This window comes from Sporolactobacillus shoreicorticis (genome assembly GCF_024125445.1).
In the GTDB taxonomy this organism is placed as follows: Bacteria; Bacillota; Bacilli; order Bacillales; family Sporolactobacillaceae; genus Sporolactobacillus; species Sporolactobacillus shoreicorticis.
In genome coordinates this window covers 18,703-39,507 of record NZ_JAMXWM010000036.1, presented here as the reverse complement: position 1 = coordinate 39,507, position 20,805 = coordinate 18,703, and the positions used below count along the sequence as shown (strand labels likewise).

The 20,805-nt window shown below is 41.0% G+C and carries 24 protein-coding genes; 8 read left to right on the top strand and 16 right to left on the bottom strand.

Going from position 1 to position 20,805, the window contains the following annotated elements; genetic code table 11:
- From NIE88_RS20080 to NIE88_RS20045, 8 genes are all read right to left on the bottom strand, one after another.
- Nucleotides 1–825: FtsK/SpoIIIE domain-containing protein (locus NIE88_RS20080; RefSeq protein ID WP_253065127.1), on the bottom strand; the 825-nt coding region annotated here is incomplete at its 3' end.
- A 30-nt stretch (nt 826–855) separates the two neighbouring features.
- Nucleotides 856–1,236 (bottom strand): YdcP family protein, encoded by a 381-nt coding sequence (locus tag NIE88_RS20075; RefSeq protein ID WP_253065126.1) that lies wholly within the window; start codon nt 1,234–1,236, stop codon nt 856–858.
- Between the two features lie 13 nt (nt 1,237–1,249).
- Complete coding sequence (locus tag NIE88_RS20070) at nt 1,250–1,564, bottom strand: YdcP family protein (protein WP_253065125.1); 315 nt, start codon at nt 1,562–1,564, stop codon at nt 1,250–1,252.
- 412 nt (nt 1,565–1,976) lie between these two features.
- Entirely contained in the window at nt 1,977–3,518 is a 1,542-nt protein-coding gene (gene guaA, locus NIE88_RS20065; RefSeq protein WP_253065124.1) for a glutamine-hydrolyzing GMP synthase, read from the bottom strand.
- Between the two features lie 180 nt (nt 3,519–3,698).
- On the bottom strand, nt 3,699–4,979 hold the full coding sequence (locus NIE88_RS20060; protein WP_253065123.1) for an ArsB/NhaD family transporter: 1,281 nt from the start codon (nt 4,977–4,979) through the stop codon (nt 3,699–3,701).
- 274 nt (nt 4,980–5,253) lie between these two features.
- Nucleotides 5,254–6,414: a cation:proton antiporter gene (locus tag NIE88_RS20055; RefSeq protein WP_253065122.1), complete on the bottom strand. Its 1,161-nt coding sequence runs from the start codon at nt 6,412–6,414 to the stop codon at nt 5,254–5,256.
- A 246-nt stretch (nt 6,415–6,660) separates the two neighbouring features.
- Nucleotides 6,661–6,915 (bottom strand): potassium transporter TrkG, encoded by a 255-nt coding sequence (locus tag NIE88_RS20050; RefSeq protein WP_253065121.1) that lies wholly within the window; start codon nt 6,913–6,915, stop codon nt 6,661–6,663.
- Nucleotides 6,916–7,268: 353 nt separating this feature from the next.
- Nucleotides 7,269–7,487: a hypothetical protein gene (locus tag NIE88_RS20045; RefSeq protein WP_253065120.1), complete on the bottom strand. Its 219-nt coding sequence runs from the start codon at nt 7,485–7,487 to the stop codon at nt 7,269–7,271.
- A 381-nt stretch (nt 7,488–7,868) separates the two neighbouring features.
- On the opposite strand from NIE88_RS20045, the gene NIE88_RS20040 reads away from it, so the two are divergent.
- Nucleotides 7,869–8,645, top strand: a complete 777-nt coding sequence (locus tag NIE88_RS20040; RefSeq protein ID WP_253065119.1) for a carbon-nitrogen family hydrolase — start codon at nt 7,869–7,871, stop codon at nt 8,643–8,645.
- Between the two features lie 434 nt (nt 8,646–9,079).
- Nucleotides 9,080–10,486, top strand: coding sequence for a GH25 family lysozyme (locus tag NIE88_RS20035; RefSeq protein ID WP_253065118.1), 1,407 nt, complete (start codon nt 9,080–9,082; stop codon nt 10,484–10,486).
- A 639-nt stretch (nt 10,487–11,125) separates the two neighbouring features.
- On the opposite strand, the gene NIE88_RS20030 is transcribed toward NIE88_RS20035, so the two are convergent.
- Nucleotides 11,126–11,821, bottom strand: coding sequence for a DUF3298 and DUF4163 domain-containing protein (locus tag NIE88_RS20030; RefSeq protein WP_253065117.1), 696 nt, complete (start codon nt 11,819–11,821; stop codon nt 11,126–11,128).
- Between the two features lie 130 nt (nt 11,822–11,951).
- On the opposite strand from NIE88_RS20030, the gene NIE88_RS20025 reads away from it, so the two are divergent.
- Nucleotides 11,952–12,242 carry a putative quinol monooxygenase gene (locus tag NIE88_RS20025; protein ID WP_253065116.1) on the top strand — a complete coding sequence of 97 codons (291 nt, stop codon included), beginning with the start codon at nt 11,952–11,954 and terminating at the stop codon, nt 12,240–12,242.
- Nucleotides 12,243–12,324: 82 nt separating this feature from the next.
- Nucleotides 12,325–12,528 (top strand): hypothetical protein, encoded by a 204-nt coding sequence (locus NIE88_RS20020; RefSeq protein ID WP_253065115.1) that lies wholly within the window; start codon nt 12,325–12,327, stop codon nt 12,526–12,528.
- Nucleotides 12,529–12,633: 105 nt separating this feature from the next.
- On the opposite strand, the gene NIE88_RS20015 is transcribed toward NIE88_RS20020, so the two are convergent.
- Entirely contained in the window at nt 12,634–12,978 is a 345-nt protein-coding gene (locus NIE88_RS20015; RefSeq protein WP_253065114.1) for a hypothetical protein, read from the bottom strand.
- Nucleotides 12,979–13,351: 373 nt separating this feature from the next.
- On the opposite strand from NIE88_RS20015, the gene NIE88_RS20010 reads away from it, so the two are divergent.
- Nucleotides 13,352–13,744 carry a hypothetical protein gene (locus NIE88_RS20010; protein ID WP_253065113.1) on the top strand — a complete coding sequence of 131 codons (393 nt, stop codon included), beginning with the start codon at nt 13,352–13,354 and terminating at the stop codon, nt 13,742–13,744.
- 254 nt (nt 13,745–13,998) lie between these two features.
- Here NIE88_RS20010 and NIE88_RS20005 read toward each other — a convergent pair whose 3' ends face one another.
- Nucleotides 13,999–14,274 (bottom strand): YolD-like family protein, encoded by a 276-nt coding sequence (locus NIE88_RS20005; RefSeq protein WP_253065112.1) that lies wholly within the window; start codon nt 14,272–14,274, stop codon nt 13,999–14,001.
- 388 nt (nt 14,275–14,662) lie between these two features.
- Between NIE88_RS20005 and NIE88_RS20000 the strand changes: the two genes are divergently transcribed.
- A complete protein-coding gene (locus NIE88_RS20000) occupies nt 14,663–15,196 on the top strand; it encodes a flavodoxin family protein (RefSeq protein WP_253065111.1) in 534 nt (177 codons plus the stop codon).
- 122 nt (nt 15,197–15,318) lie between these two features.
- Here NIE88_RS20000 and NIE88_RS19995 read toward each other — a convergent pair whose 3' ends face one another.
- From NIE88_RS19995 to NIE88_RS19980, 4 genes are all read right to left on the bottom strand, one after another.
- Nucleotides 15,319–15,834: a hypothetical protein gene (locus tag NIE88_RS19995; protein ID WP_253065110.1), complete on the bottom strand. Its 516-nt coding sequence runs from the start codon at nt 15,832–15,834 to the stop codon at nt 15,319–15,321.
- Between the two features lie 212 nt (nt 15,835–16,046).
- A complete protein-coding gene (locus NIE88_RS19990) occupies nt 16,047–16,235 on the bottom strand; it encodes an amino acid transporter (protein WP_253065109.1) in 189 nt (62 codons plus the stop codon).
- A gap of 755 nt (nt 16,236–16,990) precedes the next feature.
- Nucleotides 16,991–17,305: a hypothetical protein gene (locus NIE88_RS19985; RefSeq protein ID WP_253065108.1), complete on the bottom strand. Its 315-nt coding sequence runs from the start codon at nt 17,303–17,305 to the stop codon at nt 16,991–16,993.
- Between the two features lie 409 nt (nt 17,306–17,714).
- Nucleotides 17,715–17,843 carry an FbpB family small basic protein gene (locus NIE88_RS19980; protein ID WP_253065107.1) on the bottom strand — a complete coding sequence of 43 codons (129 nt, stop codon included), beginning with the start codon at nt 17,841–17,843 and terminating at the stop codon, nt 17,715–17,717.
- A gap of 329 nt (nt 17,844–18,172) precedes the next feature.
- On the opposite strand from NIE88_RS19980, the gene NIE88_RS19975 reads away from it, so the two are divergent.
- Nucleotides 18,173–18,436 carry a spore coat protein D gene (locus NIE88_RS19975; protein WP_253065106.1) on the top strand — a complete coding sequence of 88 codons (264 nt, stop codon included), beginning with the start codon at nt 18,173–18,175 and terminating at the stop codon, nt 18,434–18,436.
- A 1,193-nt stretch (nt 18,437–19,629) separates the two neighbouring features.
- Here the strand turns inward: NIE88_RS19975 and NIE88_RS19970 are convergent.
- Entirely contained in the window at nt 19,630–19,809 is a 180-nt protein-coding gene (locus NIE88_RS19970; RefSeq protein WP_290446612.1) for an XtrA/YqaO family protein, read from the bottom strand.
- A gap of 361 nt (nt 19,810–20,170) precedes the next feature.
- On the opposite strand from NIE88_RS19970, the gene NIE88_RS19965 reads away from it, so the two are divergent.
- Nucleotides 20,171–20,362: a bacteriocin immunity protein gene (locus tag NIE88_RS19965; protein WP_253065104.1), complete on the top strand. Its 192-nt coding sequence runs from the start codon at nt 20,171–20,173 to the stop codon at nt 20,360–20,362.
- Nucleotides 20,363–20,805 lie beyond the last annotated feature (443 nt).

The following is a 20,805-nucleotide window of genomic DNA, read 5'->3' as shown; positions in this document are numbered from 1 at the left end:
CACTTCTGAGAGGTCGGCAAGATCCGCGTTCTTCGGATCAAGAACATACAGCACGGCGTTGGTACGCGCTAAAGCTTCAATGAGCGAGAAAATGAAGTAGGATTTGCCACCTCCTGTGCCGCCTGCAATCAGCATGTGGGGGAGCTGGTCATAGTCCCACCAGATATTTTTCATGAGCTTGAGACTGCCATGCTCTGCCTTGACCTCGTCAATCGTAATTCGGTTCGCAATCATGTCATAGAGCAGCGTATAGGCGACATAGGAATCTTTAAGTTCTTTGTCCACCAGTTCACAGTACAGGCCACTTTCCAGTTTCTTCTCTAAATGCAAGAGCTGATCTTGATATTTTCCTAATGGTATTTCGACATGGATATGAATCAGCCCGTCTTTCAGTCGGTAATACATTTTTGGGAAATGAGTGATCTTCTCTTTTGGTTTTCTGGATGGCCAATCTTTAAAAAATCCGTCCTGCTGGATCTGTTCAGATTCATACCATTTATTCTCTAAGATCATTTTGGCCAGCTTTTGCCGGTGAATAAGCTGTTTCACGTGATCCCGCTGAAAATGGTAAAAAAGATAGGCGGCCAGCAGACTCACTCCTGCGGCAACAAGGACACTGAAGATTAAGTAGGGCCTGATCGACAGCTGCAAACGGCCGTCATGGAAAAGTTGGAAATTCTGCCAATCCAAAGATATGAGTTGTTTCCCATGAAAAACCAGCAAGACGAGTAGGAAAACGAGAACAAGTGACGTCGCGGTAAAACGAAAAACAAGATGCTGATCACTCGCTCGAATCCGTTTTCCTTTATAGACAAAATAACTCATAAGCAATCCTTTCCGGAAAATACAAAGACCTTATTTTTCTTTCATTTGTGACGGTTGATTTTGTGAATGGGAGATGATGGACTGCTTCTTTTTCAGCACAATGTCCTCGGCCTTGAGATACCAGTCCACATCCGCCCCTCGAAACGTCGCGGTTGCCACTGTATTCGCCACCGGATTGAACAGTTCGACTTCGGCATTATAGTCATACTCTTTTAACGGGATGGCGGCCGGAATACTGACCTGGATCATCTGCCCTTGTCCACGGGATTTTAAATCATAGGTGCGTTCCTTGATTTCATCACTGACTGTGCCGTCTTCATTATTCACGCGCACTTCACGACGAAGGGCGGAGAATTTCAGCGTACCAAATGTCTTGTCCTTGTCAATCACAATGCCTTCAGCTAATCTCATTTTTTTGCCCTCCTTATGCTTTCACCATATCGTCTGCGTAGAGAATATAATTTGTAAAACCACGAGTGCCAATTTTATAACCTTCTGCGGTAATATGAGGATTGATCAGTTTCACTTTGTCTTCGACCTCAAAATGTTTTTCGCCAGCTTCTGGCGGCAGCACTAAAAGAATATCGTCCGCTCTCTGGATGTCAGAATACAAATTATAGCTGCGGGAAAGGATCGTTAGGCGGCCATTGACCCGGCGTTGTTCCACATTACCTTCTCCGGCATATTCTAGATTTCCAAAAGTCCTCTCCATATTCGGGATGACAAATTTTAATTTCATAACCGTTTTCCTTTCTGTACATAATTTTAGTTTGGCTAATAATAAACTGATCTAATGTTCATAATCTGTCATAAACAGAGAGAAGTGTTTAAGAATCATCTCCTTTCAAAAAGTCAAAACTTGAAACAAAAAAGCTAAAATGATTTCTCATCTCAGCACATGACTTATTAAAATTCACGGCACAGTGATGGCACACTTCCGAAATAGAGATACTTGGCGAAAAAACACAATAAAAAAAGAAGGCATATTCTTCAAAATATACCTTCCGAATCTTGAACTGATACGGTTCTCTGACTTCGATCCTTGGCGGAATTTTGGCGGAGATCCTTATCAATTTAAGTGTTTTTATCCATTTTACCTTTGCCAAAAATGCTGTTAAATCAACGTTTCGACACCAAACGAGGTATCTACTTTATTCCCACTCGATCGTTGCCGGCGGCTTGGAGGTGATGTCATACACAATCCGGTTGACGTGTTCGACTTCGTTGACGATCCGCGTTGAGATTTTCTCGAGCACATCCCATGGGATGCGTGCCCAGTCAGAGGTCATGCCGTCGATCGAGGTGACGGCGCGGATCGCGATGCAGTGATCGTAGGTACGGCCGTCGCCCATGACGCCGACGCTCTGGATGTTCGGCAGTACGGTGAAGTATTGCCAAATGTCGCGGTCGAGACCGGCTTTTTTGACTTCTTCGCGCAGGATCGCGTCGGATTCGCGCACGATTTCGAGCTTATCTTCGCTGATTGCACCGAGGACGCGGATGCCGAGGCCCGGTCCTGGGAACGGCTGGCGCCAAACGATGTCGTCGGCGAGGCCGAGTTCGGTACCGAGCGCGCGGACTTCATCTTTGAACAGCGTGTTCAGCGGTTCGATCAGCTTGAACTTCATGTCTTCCGGAAGTCCGCCGACATTGTGATGCGATTTAATGTTCTGAGATGAACCGCCGGCGCCGCTTTCGACAACGTCTGTGTAAAGTGTGCCCTGCACGAGATACGCAATATCCTCGAGTTTATTGGCTTCATCTTGGAATAAATAGATAAATTCATTACCGATGATCTTGCGCTTGCGTTCCGGATCACTGACGCCTTCCAGCTTGTCCAGGAAGCGTTTCTTAGCATCGACATGAATAAAATTCATATGGAAACGGTTTTGGAATGTATCGACAACGCCCTCTGCTTCGCCTTTACGAAGCAGACCGTGGTCAACGAAAATACAGGTCAGCTGATCGCCGATTGCTTTATGCACGAGCGCAGCGGCAACTGAAGAATCCACGCCGCCGCTCAAGGCACACAGCACTTTTTGATCGCCAACGGTTGCACGAATTTTTTCTACTTGCTGATCGATAAAGTGTTCCATCGACCAGCTTTTCTCTGCACCGCAAATGTCAAAAACAAAGTTGCTCAAGATCTCATTGCCGTGCACGGAGTGACGCACTTCCGGGTGGAACTGAACCGCATAAATGTTTTTCGCAGTGTTTGCCATCGCGGCAACCGGACAGGATTCGCTGCTCGCTTCAATTTTGAAACCTTCAGGAAGTGTCTTGACGCGGTCACCGTGGCTCATCCATACTGTTTGCGTTTCAGGCAAGCCGTTAAACAGTGTATTTTCTGTGTTCACTGTGATGTCTGCTTTGCCGTATTCACGGTGCGTCGCCCGCTCAACCGTTGAGCCGTAGTGCTTGCTGATCACATGCAGGCCGTAGCAAATGCCCAAAATTGGAAGGCCCAATTCGAAAATGGCCGGATCACACAAAGGTGCTCCCTCGTCATAAACACTGTTCGGTCCGCCGGAGAAGATAATCCCCTTTGGATTTTCTTCTTTAATTTGTTCTGCGGTCAGTGTATTTGGAAAAAGTTCACTGTACACACCTAAGTCACGAATTCGCCGTGCAATCAATTGATTGTATTGGCCGCCGAAGTCCATAACAAGAATCAAGTTGTTCGGTTGTCCCATCCTTCTGTCCCACCCCATCCTTTTTTGATCAGATTTCCTGTTGCTTCATAAATAGACCATTTAAAAAGCCGGAGGCCGGAGCGGCTTCCAGTTTGAATTTACACTATCCGTTTTCGCCAAGATTCAACAAAATGAATCACTTGTCCTATTTTAACAATGAATGCGGCGTTCATCAACCCATCAGAGTAAATACCTCAGGTAGACATAGATAGTCGAAATAACCATTGAAAGCAGCATCACAGGAATTCCCAATTTCATAAAACGAATAAATGTAATGCGGTGGCCACCCCGTCCTGAAAGAGCGGCAACAACAAGATTTGCGCTTGCACCAATTAAAAGACCGTTTCCGCCAAGACACGCGCCCAAGGAAAGACTCCACCAAAGCGGTTCCAGATTCGTGACACCAAGTTCCCCCATATCTTTAATAAGCGGAATCATGGTAGCGACAAATGGAATATTATCAATAACTGAAGAAGCGATTGCGCTCATCCAAAGGATCAGAAAAGTAGTCGGAACAAGTTTACCTCCTGTCAGCGTAAGCGCTCCTTTAGCTACACTTGCAATAACCCCTGTCTCCACAAGTCCTGCTACGAGAACAAAGAGTCCCACAAAAAAGAATAAAGTCGTCCATTCAACACCCGCTAAAGCATCTTCCAAATAACGTTCTCCGGATAGCAAAAGTAAAAAGAACGCCCCGGCAAGTGCAATTGTTGCTGTTTCTGCACCAATAAACTCATGCAAGAAAAATCCAATAATAGTAAGGAACAAAACAACGAGCGCTTTGATCAGCAACGTCTTATCCTTGATTGCTTCACATGCATTAAGTTTTGCAATCTTCATGCGCGCTTCTTTATTCCCCTGCAATGAATGACGGTAAATCAGTCCGAGCATCAAGAGTATTGCCCCCACTATTAGCAATACCACCGGTGTCAGATTTGTGATAAAATCTAAAAAGCTGAGCTCATGCACCGCACTCCCAATCATGATGTTCGGAGGATCACCGATCATCGTTGCCGTTCCACCAATATTGGACATGAAAATCTCCGACATCAGAAAAGGTGTCGGAGAAATAGCCAACTGTCTTGCAATGCTGAGCGTAACGGGTACAACCAGCAACACTGTCGTGACGTTATCAAGGAATGCCGAACCCACTGCAGTAATTAATGAAAAAACGATTAGCAACGCAAATGGCTGCCCGTTCACCATTTGTGCTGAGCGAATGGAGATATATTTAAATAATCCGGTTTGTGCAGTGATGGATACAATGATCATCATGCCGGTCAGAAGACCGATTGTATTGAAATCTATATGTTTAATTGCTGTATTTTGAGAGAGGACACCAAAAAGAAGCAATAAAGAAGCTCCAGTCATGGCTGCTATCGTTCGATGAATTTTTTCTGAGATAATCAGTGCATAGGCAATGATAAAAATGATTATAGCAATTAATGCTTCACTCTGCATGTCCATCTTCCTTTAATATGTTGTTTATTTTGGATTTTTATTTGATATCTTTGTTTCATTATGTTGGATCACAAGCTATTACATTGCAAAAGAACCGGATCTGTGCAGCAAACTGGCACAATCCGGGGAATTTTTTTTATCTTAAATTTAACTCGCGAATTCCAGATTGTTTTGTAAAGAAATGAATTGAGATTTTACCCCATTTGTTTCCTGTTCTTCTTAGCGAACTTCATTACGATTAACGATACCATTCGTTCAACTGCTTCTCCAACTGCTATTTATTTGCGCGTGCCGGTGCTTTTTCTTTTTCAAACAAAATTTTCAAAAGCGGCGGCGTGATCAGTGTCGTTAGAATAACAACAAGGATGAGTGGTGTAAAATATTTTTGAGCCAAAAGATGTGCCTCTATACCGATAGAGGCGAGTATAAGTGCCACCTCACCTCTTGAAACCATTCCGGAGCCGATTCGAAATGAAGACAACGGTGAAAAACCAGTCATCCAAGCTCCAAATCCGGACCCAATAAATTTGGTCAATACGGCAATCAGTGTTATACCGATAATGAACCATACTTGGTCAAAAATACCATTGAATGTCACTTTTAGTCCAATGCTGACAAAAAAGACAGGAACAAAAATACCATAAGCCACAGGTTCAATCTTACGCTCAATAGTTGCTTTGAATGATGTCTGGGCAAGCGCTGTGCCGGCAATAAACGAACCAATGATTCCTGCAACACCAAGAAGATCTGCATACCATGCAAAAATAAAACAAAGCACTATGGCAAGGGATATTGCCGGCTCGGAAACTTTTAATCTGCCAAATAGGCGAAGAAGCCACGGAACACCTTTCCACGCCACAAGAATTGCCGAAGCAAAGAAAAAGATTTTTTCACCAACAATCCACCAAATTGACGTATCGGAGTCGCCAAATATACTCATGGCGAAAGCCAAAAGTACAATCACAAGTACATCATCAAGCACAGCTGCCCCAAGTAATGTCATACTTTCCTTTGATTGAAGCTTGCCTAATTCCTTCAGTGTCTGGACGGAAATACTCACCGATGTAGCGGACAGGATCAATCCAAGAAAGATCGCATGACTTGTATCCATACCTAGTAGAGTGCCGGCCAGATAGCCAAATCCAAGCGGCAGAATTACACCACCCAAAGCTACCGCTGATGAAGAGCGAGCACTGTTTCTAAGATCCTCAAGATTTGTTTCCAGACCTGCTATAAACATAAGCATGAGTACACCGATTTCACTAAAGACATGCATCATTTCAGAATCCGGTATCCAGCCAAGAAGTGCCGGGCCAACCAAAATGCCGACAATTAGCTCACCGAGCACAGCCGGCTGCCCCAACCATCGGACACTTGCATGACCGGCTATTTTTGTTGCAACAATAACGACCGCTAACTGAATAATAAACGTCAATTCATGTCCTCCTTCTCCTCCAAAAAAACAAAAAGGGAGCCTATAATGACAGGCTCCTCCAAAAAACATTTCTTATTCACTTATTACATTAAGCTTACTTAATGAGCAGTTGAATTGTCAACCATTTGTTACGAAAATAAAATCTAATCGTTCGATTGAGGATGACAAAAAGAAATAGATTGAACTTCACTCTTAGCCGATAAAAATATCTTCGTCCGGATACCTTATATTTGCTTTCGTTCGTTTTTAAAAAGAGAATGCAATCGTGAGTGGACCAATTTCCCCCAAAAACATCACGCACATGATTACAAGCTTTCCACAAACGGTCAAATGGACGGTCATTCCCATTGACAATCCTACGGTACCAAAAGCAGATACAACTTCAAATAAAATACGCTCAAGTGAAGCTTGTTCAGTGATCGAAAGGGCAAACACGGAGACAAACACAAGAATCAGTGATGTCAGCGCAATGGTCAATGCACGCGCTACAACCCACCTCAACCTCAGGCCTTCCTTTGATGAAACTGATCATTTCTGCAGCAAGCACGATGAACGTTGTCAATTTGATACCTCCGCCTGTTGATGTACTGCCCGCACCGATAAACATAAAAAAACCGTTAATAAAATGCCTGGAGTCGCCATGGCGCTATAATCAATGGTATTAAACCCAGCGGTACGAGGCGTAATTCCTTGAAAATAACCCGCCCATAATTTTTCGCCAAGCGGAAGCCTCCCCAATGTCCGGGCATTATGCTATTCAATGAGCAGAATGCCTGCAATTGCAATCACATTCAGTACAATCGTTCCGGTAATCATCATACGTGAATGCAGCGACATTTTTCGAAATTTCCGCTCTAAAAGCAGTTCAGCAAGAACCGTAAAACCAAGTCCTCCTGTGACGGGCTGGAAATGGTTAAATTGATCACCAGATCGCCAACATATCGGATCAAGTTATCCGGGAACAATGCAAATCCTGCGTTATTAAAAGCACTGACTGCGTGAAAAACACTCAGCTCGATGCTGACACTTGATCCCAACTGGCCGAGACCGATGACGGCAAATTGTTTATTCATTAAAATCATTCCAATCTGTGATTGCACAGTTATAAAAATTTACGGACCTGTTAATACGAGTGATCATATATTGTTCACTCTATTTAAATGAAAGACCACTGTCAAACCAATCCGAAATACCATCGGGCAGATCCGGAGAATTGAATTCAGAAGATTAATTCATATTCCATTACAAAATAGTCAGAAATCGGTCTAAAAATGTAATTTTTCCCCATTGAAACTTTTCCAAGATGGGTACTCCCCTCCTCATTTTACATAACACGAAACCGCAGTACACTGCATTAATTGTTTGAACCGCGCCTTCTAGTGTGCGATAATAAATTGCGAAAATTGTTCTCGGACAAATAAAAGTTAAAGCTTCAAAAAGGAGTTTCAAGTCTCATGAAAATCGCATCGATTCAGCTTCAAATCACCGATACACAATTGGCATCCGATCGCATAAAAAAAACGGATCAATTGCTGGACAAATATGCCGGCTATGATTTTTTTCTGCTTCCGGAAATCTGGATGACCGGCTACAACACGTTTGATCATTACCTCGAAGAAGCTGAACCGCTAGACGGCCCGTTCGTTGCACATTTCGCGCAAAAAGCGCGTGAGTTAAATGCTTATCTCTTTGCCGGAAGCTTCGTGGAAAAATTCAACGATCATTTTTACAACACCAGTATTCTGTTCAATCGTCAAGGGCAACTGATCGCATCGTATCGAAAAATTCATTTATTTACCTATGGATCAGAGGAAGGCGAGCTGCTGACACGCGGGACTGATCCTGTGACGGTCGACACAGAGTTCGGCAAGGTTGGACTCGCAACTTGTTACGACCTGCGTTTTCCGGAACAGTTTCGTAAAGAACTTGATCGCGGTGCTAAAATGTTTCTGATTACTTCAGCTTGGCCGCTCACGCGTCTGGCGCACTGGGAACTTTTTAATGCCGCTCGCGCCGTTGAGAACCAATGTTTTCTCGCTTCCTGCAATTGTGTGGGGATTAATCGGGGTGTCGTCCTTGGCGGACACAGCCGCATCATTGATCCCTGGGGTAATGTAGTTGCTGCCGGTGATGAAAATGAATCCGTCGTTACGGCTGAGATTGATCTTGCAGCTGTTGATCAAATCAGAGAAGAATTTCCGCAGCTTAAACACAGGGTTCCAATTGAGTGACCGGCAGCTGATGTGAGTCGTTCACACGAATTTTTGTACTTTATTTCTGTGTAAAAAAGTGTCTAACCAAGCCGAATAACGTGCCTTCTCGAATGATTGTTGGATTCGTCGAAAAAATAATCACCACCAATTGAAACATTATGTTCATTTTATCCTCCTTTTCTCCCTAAAAAAGCAAAATGGAGCCCGTGTTGACAGGCTCCACCAAATTTCGTTTCGTATTCATTTCCTTAAGATTACCCGTGAACTTCGTTGTCAACCACGCATAATCATTATTCTGCTTTTATTAAGGCTATGTAAAATTCTTGCAAACTCATCCCAAGCCCTTGAAGTCAGGCAATTCTCCCCCGATAATTAGATTATGAGAAACGTTGTCTCATTTGAAAGAAAGGAGGTTCATTCTGTCGGTATTTCATAACTAAGGGGAGAAAAAAGTGAATAAAACAGTCAAGATGCTCAGCACTGCTCTACTCTTTTTCTCATTAGCGATCGGCGGCATAATCGCGCCATTCGAACAGTCTGCCCATGCGGCAGCAGCAAAATATAAGGCTTATGTTCGCTGCTACTCGCTTAAAATCCGCAACAAACCAAGCAGTAAATATAAAACCGTGCGCACGGTTCACATGAACACACGAATAACTGTTCTTGGTCAGAAAAAGGGCTACGCCTATATTTATTCGGGCGGTAAAAGCGGTAAAAGAGGTTACGTGCAAAATAAATGGTTAAAGGGTAAAATTGATTCTCGCAGAGCTCATGTCACCGTCAGCGCTGTGAATGCACGTGCCGGAGCAGGCACTCAGTACAAGGCGCTCAAAACACTGCACCGCAACGAAAAAATCACCATTTCCGGTTATCACGGTGGATGGTACGGATTTAAACACGGGAGAGTAACCTATTATATTGGCGCAAAATACATAAAGATGGGCAATCCCCCAAAAGTCAGTGCAGCTCCACCTAAAACCGTCAAATTGAGTTATTCACCGGTCAACGCCTATACAGCATATGTCGGCTATGACAATCTCAAAGTCTATCACGATACCAATTCAAAATCCGCCGTTGTCACGACACTGAGAGAAAAAACAGCAGTGGCTGTCATTGGTCAGAATGGTGATTGGATGCGTATTCGAACCAATGATGGTAAAGAAGGCTTCATATTTAAAGATAACCTGACAACAGATCTGAAACGATTTGATCCTCCTGCAGGTGCTTACGGTGTCGATCTCTCTCACTGGCAAAATGATCGTAGTGGTGGAACGATCAATTTTAACGCCATTAAAAGTTCAGGAAACAGCTTTGTTATTATTAAGGCAACCGAGGGAAGCAATTGGTCGGATAACACGTTCTCAGCGAATGCACATCAGGCGCTCAATGTCGGTCTTAAGGTCAGTGCTTATCATTTCTTCAGAGCGGCAACCAGTGGTCAAGCTGTAGCAGAAGCGAATAACTTCGCTAACGTGTTGAACCGTTCAGGATTTAATAATGACAATCTCGGTTATTTATTCATTGATGTCGAAACAACGAATGATATCAAGGGCAATGTCAAAGAAATTCTAAGCAATAACGTTAATGTGTTTCTGAACCAAATACGAAACAGAGGCTTTTCAAAATTGGGCATTTACACCGGAGCGAATTTCTATAAAAACTATATTGACATGAGTCGGATTGATCAGCCACAGAGAATGCTCCTATGGATCGCTCGCTACCGCGGTCAGGATACCAATAATGGAGTTGGAACCGATTTTCAGGTGGATATATGGCAGTATACGAGCAATGGCACGGTTCCAGGTGTCAGTGGTGCAGTTGATAAAAATGTTTCTTATTATGACCCCAATGCAATGTGACAGATCTTTTAACGACCTTCCCTCCGAAGGTCGTTTTTTCCAGTTAAGAACGTATATGATTTTACAGTAAAGCAAAAGATCGTGGAACAAACGTGCACATGCGAGACACCAGCGAGAGGTTTAGCGAAGCTAGGTTTTCTAATATGCGCTTTGATTTTCTCGAACGAATGATGCGTTTTTTCTCATAACTTTGGAAAATATTAAGCATTTTGTTAATCAGTTATTAATAATTCCTCTGTATTATAAAAGATGTTAAATCAATGAAGCATTGTTTAACCTCCCCTTTTTAATAATATAGGAACAACTTTTGGGCATCGATTGCAGGTGCTCGTTTTTTTTTCAGTTAGAAAATACAGACAAAAAACGTCCGCCTCTGAATCCACTCCGATTGCTCGCGATCTCTCCTGACCTGCACTCCCGTGGGAGCAAAGTCTTAGTTGCGCTTACACTAAATTCCTCTAAACCTTTATACGTTCATATTAGCGCAAAAAAATAAACCCTCTCGCAAGGGTTCAAGCAAAAGATTATAACAGGGGGAAGTCAACAAACACAATTCATTTAACACTTAAATCATACTGAATTTCTTGATAAATAGGGGAATATCGGCAAACTTTTGAAATAGATGTTACCCTTCTCACATTATTCCCGATCTTCAATGAACACATGATACGGAACCTTCAAATGAATGATACCATTTGAATAGGGGGCAACTTCGTATTCCTGAAAAACGATGACAATCCCATGGTCATAGAAATAGAACTGTCCGTTCTTCAGATCAACGCTTTTAAACGAATCGAGAAAGAAATCATAGCGTCCCTCATTTTTCAGCTTGATCATTTGTTTTTTCAGGTAGGCATTGACTTTTTTCAGTTCCTTCTTGGTGTGGATAATATCATTTAAATGGTATTGCCTCCCGCTGCGCGTGTCATAGTTGTATACTTTTTCATAATGCATACCGTGTGCGCCGCCTGTGTAAGATTCATCAAGAAATGAGACGCTGAGCAGACAATTGCTGTTAAAGCGCACGGTTGGCCGGGTATGGGCATAGTAGGGACCCGCCGCACTGATCAGCTGATCATGTGCATATTGCGCCTTGTATTCCTTGTCCGTTTTTTGCACATTTTCCGCATGTTTACGAAAGGTCCTGTTCATCTCATCCATGATTTGCTGATCCTCAATCCCCGATGTAATCTGCGGATAGGAGATTCCTTCGGACAGCTGCTGAATTTTATATTTAACCTGAGGACAAGTATCTGCTTTGGAGACCGATGCAAAAAACATACCCGGCAACAAACTGAAGCAAAGGATAAGCGGTATGATCCATCTTTTGTTCATATATCACGAACTCCTTTCTTTTTCCTTAGTATGTCCTGACAATTTCAAGCTATGAACATTCAGGAAATAAATCGTTTTCATTTCTGTTTTGTTTTCATATCGCGTAAAATAAGCAGTGAGGTGATGGAGAATGATCATCATACATGCACGATTTAAGGTTAAGCCAGAACGAAGAGACGATTTTCTTTCCGCGGCCAAGCCGCTTATCGCAGGATCTCAGGCTGAACAGGGAAACATCAGCTACAATCTAATGGAAAATGCTCAGGAAGCAAATATGTTCATGATGATTGAGGAATGGCAGGATCAGAAAGCAGTGGATTTTCATAACCAAACCAAGCATTTTGTCCATTTCGGCTCAATTTCGTCTTCATTTTTTGAGGTACCGACGGAAGTATCACTTTTCCAGGCAGAGAAAAAATGATAAAATACTGCTCCGTGTAAAAAGAGCACTCCCCTTCCTATTTTTTCATCGTATCTTTTTCGTGAAAAGACGGAGAATATTCATGTACCGAATAATTGAGGGAGATGAAACCACAGTGAGAAACGGTCATGCTTTTTGGTCTTTTTTAGCAGGATGTGGCGCAACAGCAGCGTTCTTCATGATGAGAAACAACCAGAAAAATCTGCCTAAGTGGGCCAAAGAACCGATGGATCAAATGAATAAGGCGGCTCAGAATATGGGCCATACATTCAGCCCGCAAGGTTAATGAGTTAACACCACTTGTCAGAAGGCTCCCTGCATAACGATGTAGAGAGCCTTTTGATGTATTCTTATTCTTGTTCATTAAAAGTTCCGCTTTTGCGTGTCGGTGTCAGACTGAAGTGCCTGAAACAGTCGTTGTCGCATTCGTACTGTTATTCGCAGCAGATGATAACAAATGCCACAATAAATCTTCCACTGAATCCGTGCTTTGAGTTGATGTACCCAAAGTATTGCTTAAGTCATTAGCATCCATATTCTCCAGATCACTGTCGGTTGACGATAAAGTACCGAGCATTTGAGATGCTGAATCACTCATTAACGAAGAAGCAAGCAACTGCGCAAATTCAGAAGATAATTCCTTGATGTCTGTGCTGCTCGCTGGTGTTGCAGCGGAATTTGAATTCTCAATTTGTGATAAATAATTGAGTAAAGCGCTGTTTAACGAGACCGTCATGTTACCTCCCCTTTCCCCCATGATTAGAAACACCTTTAGTGTAGCCATTGAATCTTAAAAAATCATTAATGAGTCTCGTCCATGAATTTTGTTAATTATAATTGAAAATCACTTTTTTTATGAAGGAATTTTACTTAATAATAAGAAATAACCATTCGTTATTTTCTAAATATGGTAAAATGAGATGTTTGAAGCCGAACGCGCATCGATGATTGCTTCTGAATTTTTGTTATTACGCAAAAAATTACGCAAGAACTACTGGAGAGAAGACAGAATTCTACAGCTTGAATGCACCTCATCATATCCTCTCCCTTATTAAAGTCGGTATTTTGCTGAAAGGCATGATATAGATTGAGCATTAGGGGGCGTTTTCATGAAAAAGCTTTTAAGATTAATTACTGCTGTCGCCTTGTCACTCGGCATTGTGTCAGGCGCTGCACTGCCGCAGGAAATCATTCCTGCAGCTCCACAAAATGTTGCTTATGCCAAATCCTATCCAATTAAAGTTGTCAGCTCGCATTTGAGCCTGCATCGAGGTAACGTTGCTTATGTCACCATTAAAGGCAAGCCGCGCGCACGGGGAACCATTTCTGTCGTCTACAAATCAGGACGAAGCAAAGCAAAGGGACTGCAGGCTAAGGTATCCAATAAGAGCGGCATCATTACCTGGTCATGGCTTGTTGGCGGCAATACAACAAAGAAAACCTATACCATTCATGTCTCACTTGGCGGGCGTACAAAGCCACTGAAACTTCATGTTAAGTGATTAATTAGCCCCCAATCGGGCTTTTCTTTCGAAACTGTAATCGAACATATATTCCCTGATGATTTTGCTACTTTCCACCTTAAACGAGATACTTTTTCGGTACTAGCTTACCATCTTTCTACTGAACAATTCTTCACCTGTACATGCAATTTTGCAAAAAAAATCCCCACATGCATTGGGGAATTCGGAGGATTAGGGAAAAAGCATTATCAGTATGTCGTTAAATTCATTAAGATATTCATGAATCACTATTCTTATGAACCAAATTGTACATCGGTCACATCGCTTAAATCATACTTTATCTTCATACCATAAGCATCGTAGACAATCAGTTGCTCGCTGAGTGGATCAAGACAGCTTGGGTAACAGATCGTCTGCTTTATGAAACCGTCCTTATAGTGACTTAGTTGAACGGGTAAACGTTCTTTAATCGCGGCTTGCAGCGTTTGTCTGATTTGTTCACGCTCATCCACGGCAAGCAGCGGCCGATCGATTTTCTTTTCGTTGAATCCTTCAATTAACTTATTCATAAAGTAATTCCACCCTTGTTATTTGGTAACCGTGATTAACTTCTCGATGGTATCCTCAATTTCCTGTCTGCTATGTCCCGTTCTTTGTACCAACATGTCAGTTTCTGCTTTTCTGCCGCCGATACTGTCGTTAAGAATCATTTGCCGCAGGTTCGCTCGGAGTCAGATCGCATAAAATCACTCCTGTTAACATTCATTATACAAGAACGTACGTTCTTTTTCGGTGAAATAAAAAGGACATTTCTCAAAAGATCCTCTGAAAGAGAAAAGTCCCCCCAAAAATTATGGTTTGATGCATTAAAAAATCCGATTGACGTTATCGAACGATTCTGCTTTAAAAAATCTTTGTAAATCATTATAGTTAAGAAAACAACAATAGGAGATCTTTATGAACATCATTGCTTTTTATGGTTCCATAAGAGACAAAGGAAACTCAGAAAAACTCGCCGATATCGCGCTTCAAAATTTGGCTGTTACAAAAATTTTTTTGAAGGATTATCACATCGATCCCATCTCAACTCATCATCATGAAAATGATGATTATCAAAAGCTGATACGAAAACAAGTGCTCGCCGATATCGTTTTATTTGTTACCCCAGTTTACTGGTATGGTATGTCCAGTTTATTAAAACTATATATTGATCGTTGGTCTGAAACCCTGAGGGACCCGTCAATGCCCAATTTCAGAGAACGGATGCGCGCGAAGGAGGTTCATTTAATTACCGTGGGAGGCGATGAACCTTATATAAAAGCATTACCGATTGTGCAGCAAACGCAATTCATTTGCGACTTTTTACAGATGAAATTCGCGGGTTATATAATTGGCAAAGGTGATAAAATAGGAGACGTTTTAACAGATAAAAACGCCCTGAATTCCGCAGCCCACTTAAATCACTATTTTAAGGATTTAATAAATTCATGAGCCTGATAATAAATGCCGCAAGCCTGGGAACTTCCCGACCAATCAATCCGACTGCTGATTAATATCGCTCCATACTATTTTGAGTGGCCGCAATGAATCACGTTCATAGCCGGAATTGCCGATCACTTTTCCATGTCGCTTTGTGACGCATTTCGATAGAACATAAGCCAATTATTTTTTGTCCCATCCTGTTCAAATTGAATGATGTGCCCATTATATTGATACTGAAGCAGACGTTTTCCATTTATTTTTGGTGCAGCATTCATTGCTTTAACGATTTTTTCTCGAGAGATTTTCAAATGCACGACAAAACGATACTTAAAACGCTTCTGATCCTTAAAGTCATCCGTTTCAATAGCGTCATCAATCTGAAACGTTTGACCGTTTTTCTTATATACATAGCTCTGCACTTCTTCACGATCAATATGCCGATCCGGCTCTCCCCAAGCTTTTTTGACGTCCGCCAAACGAAACCCGTCGTTTAAAGAAAGTGGTGTTCCGGTGATTTCTCCATGTTTCAAGCCTTTAACAAGTGCAGCATTTAGTTGAACTTGTTTTACATCTGTTGAACGCTTCTCATGTGCGCATCCGGCAAAGAGAAGCAGGAGCAGAATACCTATTGCCAAAAATTTGTACACTTTAATTTTCGATCACCTCTATCAACCAGAGTGATTATTTACAGGATACCTGAAATTCGGCAGCCGACTTAGGTCATGTGAGTTTTCCCATGTTCTTAAGGTATCGATTTGATTGAAAATCCGTTCTGCTACAGTACAGAAAAAAAGAAGCCGCGAAAACAACGGGTTGACCGTCATTTCAACGTCCTCAGGCTTTCCGACCTTACAAGTATCTAATTATTGATAAGACTAAGAATTACCGTTAACAGTGTGCTCACAACGACAAAAGTTAATAAGAAATAGCCAAGGACTCGAATTGGCTTGGGCAATGTCTTCATTTCAATTTTTTCTAGCCTGCTGCCTTCGATTTTGTCCATATGATCAATCACGTCATTGAAGGGTTTCTTCTCTTTTTCAAGCATTGCTATCACCCTCGCATCTATATTTCAATGATTTTGAACAGCTTATCACTGTCATACTTAATTTTAGCAGCTTTTCCTTTGCTGTCTCGATAATTACGGATTCAAGCTCAAGAATCAATTATTCATCATCTGTCCAACAATAAAGAGCAACTGATATTCCAGTGTCCATCGCTTCATCAAAAAACTCTCCAAAAATAAGCAAACGTTTATTCCCATTTTGTGTTGATTTGCGAATATACGTTCGATATAATTATGGAAAGGAAGGTGAAAAGCATGTACCCAGGGGACATTGTTATGATTATTTATCAAGACAGATCAGGCAAGTTTACGAAGCGACGTATTCGCATCACTTTCGTTTCCGACCAATACATCCGGGCGTATTGTTTTTCACGCCGTCAGATCCGAACTTTTTCTTTAGATCGTGTCTTTTCGTCAATTAAAATAATTCCGGCCTAATTTCTAGATTACGGAAGATATAAACCCATTCATTTTAATTCAAAAATAAGCAATTAGTTCATCTGAGTAAATTACACGCTCTTTATCAAATCTCAATAACGATTACTCTTCTTTTTTTGAGTGTAATTGATGGAATGGTATAGGGTCCAAAAAATAGCCGGAATAACCAGGATACAGATGAAGTACTTTGATGGGATGGGGAAAAGAAAACCAAAAATTAACATAAGTATTGCGGCAGGTATAACGAGCACTGTATAGAGTTTCCAGTTCATTTTAAACATCCTTTCACGGCAAACCGTTTACATTTCCGACTGCCCGGCGATGATAACAAATGTCGTCCAAAGAATAGTCAAAATGGCGACAAGCATCCCGCCACCCATGACTACTCCATCGATCACGCGCTCGATCTTCCCCAAGGTTCGCTTTGTCGCTATGTCGATAATTATAAAAATAATCGCTGCCGCAGAAAATAAATAAGACAGTACAGCGCCAACCCAGTACCAAAACATGCTGTCTCTAGTCCAATAAGCCATTTCTTGAAATTCATACCCAAAAAAGCAGGCTGCAATTGTCGCTATTGCAATAATTGCAGTGAATACAAAAGGCTTTCTCATTCAATCATCTCCTCGGGATCCCACTTGATCAGCCGATACCTTATTTTACCATATCAAATGGCATAGGACGCTAAATGAATTAGAGAAGCATCTGCGGAAGGAATCCTGCTCAATGAGAGGTCGATGACATACAGCCGATTGCCTAAGAGGGACGTGATTGCGGCGATACAAAAATAGTAGTATTGGCCCCACCATCGCCAACACTGATGGTGACCACCGATGCCACCCTCACTGATATTTAGTATAACTCTCAACTATTAAAAACAGCTTAAGGCTGAATTAAGGAGATGTTAGGAATATCTTTCACAGCATTCGTGCCAAAGATTAAAGAGGACAAATCTTAACCCGCTTCTAACGATCTTCCGGTAAATCAATGAATAACATTTGTATCAAGTAAACAAAATGATCACTATTTTACTTTTTCAATGTGCTTCTGATCGATTTTTATTTCAATTCTCCTCAATTCATTACGATCATTTAAGATTTCAATTTTATTCTTCTCAATTAGATCAGTCAAAGTAACCGTTTTCTTTTTCATTACTATACCTTCTTTCAAAAATGGATTTGTTATTATTTATTTCGGCATAATTTCCTAATTATTTAGTCTTATTCAAAAACATGTACATCCTGACAGTAAAAAACCTTATGTATCGGTTGGCAAACACCGCCTGCCCAACAAACAGTGAAATCAGTGCTTCGATGTCGCCAATAGATGAATTTCCAAGTGCAATTAATTCCTTCACTTGTATCATGACCGTTTTTTACGGTATCTTCTTTGGCATGAGCAGGTATTTAAATAAATTTTTAGGCCTCTGTACGTGTCCATATTACTCAATCCGCATTTACTGATACTAGGGGTGATTACTCATGAGTAAAAAAGATTGTGGTGGAAACAATGACTCCAACGTCAAACCGATCTATTGTGATCCGCAGTATGTGATTCATAATACCTGTGTACCAAGATATGTTCCGGTCATTCATCCGATTGTTCACGTGAATAGACAAAACATTGTTAATGTGCCTAGACATATTGTGCAGGAATCCCAACAAACCGAAGTTGTCGATCCTGGCTTACCAAGCAAGTGTCAGGCATGTAATCGTCAACGTTCTTGCTTTAATTTTTGGTTTTAATTGCGTTGCCTCTCATTTGAGAGGTTTTTTTTTCGAAAATTTCTCCCATTTTTAGGATAAATAAAAAGATCTGAATAAGTGTCACTACCGCAAAATTAAGTATGAGGAGCAAAACAATGACATGCAACAAATTGTTTACTTTTGTGACGTTTTCTTGCGCCACAAACCATCCTTCTAGTGCAAAAGTTTGCCGGCAAATGTTTCAGGAGAGATTTTCAGGCTTTCCCATCTTTGACAGTTACTAATTATTTTAGTGGTAAGCTAAAAAAATGATAAAACATAACAAAGATAAAATGAATAGAACTGATGGTATCCAAGCGAGACCCGTATGATCACAGAATTCTGAGATTGATCCATACTTTTCTTTAAATATCAATTGATACATCACTTGTATAGCAAACGCCATTAATGCGCTGAATAAAAACAAAAGAACAGCGACAAGCATAAACATAGTCGTATACTCCTTTAAGAAAAAACGGGCAAAAAACACCCGGTTCTTACTTCCGTAGGATGCCGTGGCTTTCGCACTGCATGCAGGACATACTTTCACAGGACGTGATAGCTTTCGCTCCAAATACGGTTTTGAATCATTAACTTTGAACAGCCATTTCTATTTCATGGTCCTTTATTAAGTAACGAAGTAAAATAAGCGGAGATTTTCCGATTATATGCATCATAGCGCTTGTTTCATAAGGAAATAAGGGGAATTTTTCCGCTTATTCAAAGAAAAGTGCTCCATTTTCACGTTTTTCGATGCGATAAGCGGAATTTTTCCGTCTATTTATCAGATTGGGCCCTTACCTGATCACTCAACTGAATCTTATGGCCCTATCATCTCTTATAAAAAAAACTTATTTTTTTGAGCAACTCGCTATCACAATACCACATTTTAACCTTTGCCGGTTCAATAATCATTGGCTATTTGTTCATCAATCTGTCCTCGAATCCAGCCTTCAATAGGCCTCCAGTTCTTTTTTATTCACCCATCACATCACTCATGTTTGCCGCCAACCTCCCTCTTCATCAGATACTCAACATAGGACCCTGTCACCGTAACCAAGATCATACCCCACATTATGATATCTAAAAAAATAATCGCTCCTGTGAAATACAAAATCCAACAAAAATTTGAAATAAGCATCCATTTGATTACAATCCAATAAAACGATTTATTCAGCATATTTGTTACATCCTTAGAATTTTTTTCCTTCGTCCCACTTCACACCTTCACCTTTGCCCTGGTGAGTGCCAATCGTCGTCTCCTCATGTTCCGGTAAATCTGTGATTTTTACTTTCACATTTCCAATCACAATCACTTTGTTATTTATTTCCATTATAGCAACATTCAGCTGCATTGTAGGATCTATCTTCATTTTTTTAATTTTACAGTTTCTCCGATATGGTAAAATGAGGTAGCAATATTCGGGGAAATCCCGATTTTTATAAGGAGCTGTGTGTGAACGATGACTTTTGGACGAAAACTGCTTTACTTAATGGTTTTTCTCGGCCAGTGGCTGCTATTTAAATGACTTGTATGCTTAACACAGTTTCCTAATATAAATCAAATAACAAGTATGTTAAGCCTCATTTTTATCTTCTTCGCAGCTTTATTTACGACCCTGATCGTTTTTAAAAACAGGTGATTATTCCCATAAAGTGAAAAAACTTAATCAGAATATAAAAATATAACCACTAAGATGTAAAAGGCCATTAACTGAGAAAAGGTGAATGAATATGAATCAAAAGTTATCTAAAACAGAATTAATTGAACTTGTAAAGAAAATATACGACCCTGAATCGTCTGATGATATACTTGAAAAAAATGTTTCTCATCCAGCTCCGAGTGATTTAATTTTTTGGAGCGGTGAGGATTTGTCACCTGAAGAAATAGTTGAGAGAGCACTCGCATATGATAAAAATCAATAAAATGTTTTCACTGCCCTTGAGGTCAGTTTATCGTATAAAAATAAGTTATATCGGGTTGGCCACAAAGGAAACGACAATTGGTGTTTCATTCACGTCGCCAATACCTAAAAAAAGATACCTCTCAGAAAATGAACCAGTATCTGAAAGGTATCCGTAAAATCACTTTTATGATTCTCATTTGAAATAAAATGAGGATTTTTTTCTACTTTGTTGCTTTTTTAGCTTTTGAAATCCACTCAAAAACCCCTCTGTAGCAGGATTATTGAGGTTCTATTACATCATGCCGCCCATATCGCATTAATATTTACAGGAATATATGTTCTTGTATGAAAGTGAAGTTTCCGCTGAAATTTTAATTAGATCTTTTAGATAGGGATTCACAGTTTACGTTAAGTTACGACCCATAATTTACCCATGATAGATAAAATTAAAAATCATTGAGC

Coding starts and splice junctions, on each gene's coding strand:
- NIE88_RS20075 (WP_253065126.1), bottom strand. CDS start 1,236: ATGAGATTAGCTGAAGGCATTGTGATTGACAAGGACAAGACATTTGGT.
- NIE88_RS20070 (WP_253065125.1), bottom strand. CDS start 1,564: ATGAAATTAAAATTTGTCATCCCGAATATGGAGAGGACTTTTGGAAAT.
- guaA (WP_253065124.1), bottom strand. CDS start 3,518: ATGGGACAACCGAACAACTTGATTCTTGTTATGGACTTCGGCGGCCAA.
- NIE88_RS20060 (WP_253065123.1), bottom strand. CDS start 4,979: ATGCAGAGTGAAGCATTAATTGCTATAATCATTTTTATCATTGCCTAT.
- NIE88_RS20045 (WP_253065120.1), bottom strand. CDS start 7,487: ATGAATAAACAATTTGCCGTCATCGGTCTCGGCCAGTTGGGATCAAGT.
- NIE88_RS20040 (WP_253065119.1), top strand. CDS start 7,869: ATGAAAATCGCATCGATTCAGCTTCAAATCACCGATACACAATTGGCA.
- NIE88_RS20030 (WP_253065117.1), bottom strand. CDS start 11,821: ATGAACAAAAGATGGATCATACCGCTTATCCTTTGCTTCAGTTTGTTG.
- NIE88_RS20025 (WP_253065116.1), top strand. CDS start 11,952: ATGATCATCATACATGCACGATTTAAGGTTAAGCCAGAACGAAGAGAC.
- NIE88_RS20020 (WP_253065115.1), top strand. CDS start 12,325: ATGTACCGAATAATTGAGGGAGATGAAACCACAGTGAGAAACGGTCAT.
- NIE88_RS20015 (WP_253065114.1), bottom strand. CDS start 12,978: ATGACGGTCTCGTTAAACAGCGCTTTACTCAATTATTTATCACAAATT.
- NIE88_RS20010 (WP_253065113.1), top strand. CDS start 13,352: ATGAAAAAGCTTTTAAGATTAATTACTGCTGTCGCCTTGTCACTCGGC.
- NIE88_RS20005 (WP_253065112.1), bottom strand. CDS start 14,274: ATGAATAAGTTAATTGAAGGATTCAACGAAAAGAAAATCGATCGGCCG.
- NIE88_RS20000 (WP_253065111.1), top strand. CDS start 14,663: ATGAACATCATTGCTTTTTATGGTTCCATAAGAGACAAAGGAAACTCA.
- NIE88_RS19990 (WP_253065109.1), bottom strand. CDS start 16,235: ATGCTTGAAAAAGAGAAGAAACCCTTCAATGACGTGATTGATCATATG.
- NIE88_RS19985 (WP_253065108.1), bottom strand. CDS start 17,305: ATGAGAAAGCCTTTTGTATTCACTGCAATTATTGCAATAGCGACAATT.
- NIE88_RS19980 (WP_253065107.1), bottom strand. CDS start 17,843: ATGAAAAAGAAAACGGTTACTTTGACTGATCTAATTGAGAAGAATAAA.
- NIE88_RS19975 (WP_253065106.1), top strand. CDS start 18,173: ATGAGTAAAAAAGATTGTGGTGGAAACAATGACTCCAACGTCAAACCG.
- NIE88_RS19970 (WP_290446612.1), bottom strand. CDS start 19,809: ATGAAGATAGATCCTACAATGCAGCTGAATGTTGCTATAATGGAAATA.
- NIE88_RS19965 (WP_253065104.1), top strand. CDS start 20,171: ATGAATCAAAAGTTATCTAAAACAGAATTAATTGAACTTGTAAAGAAA.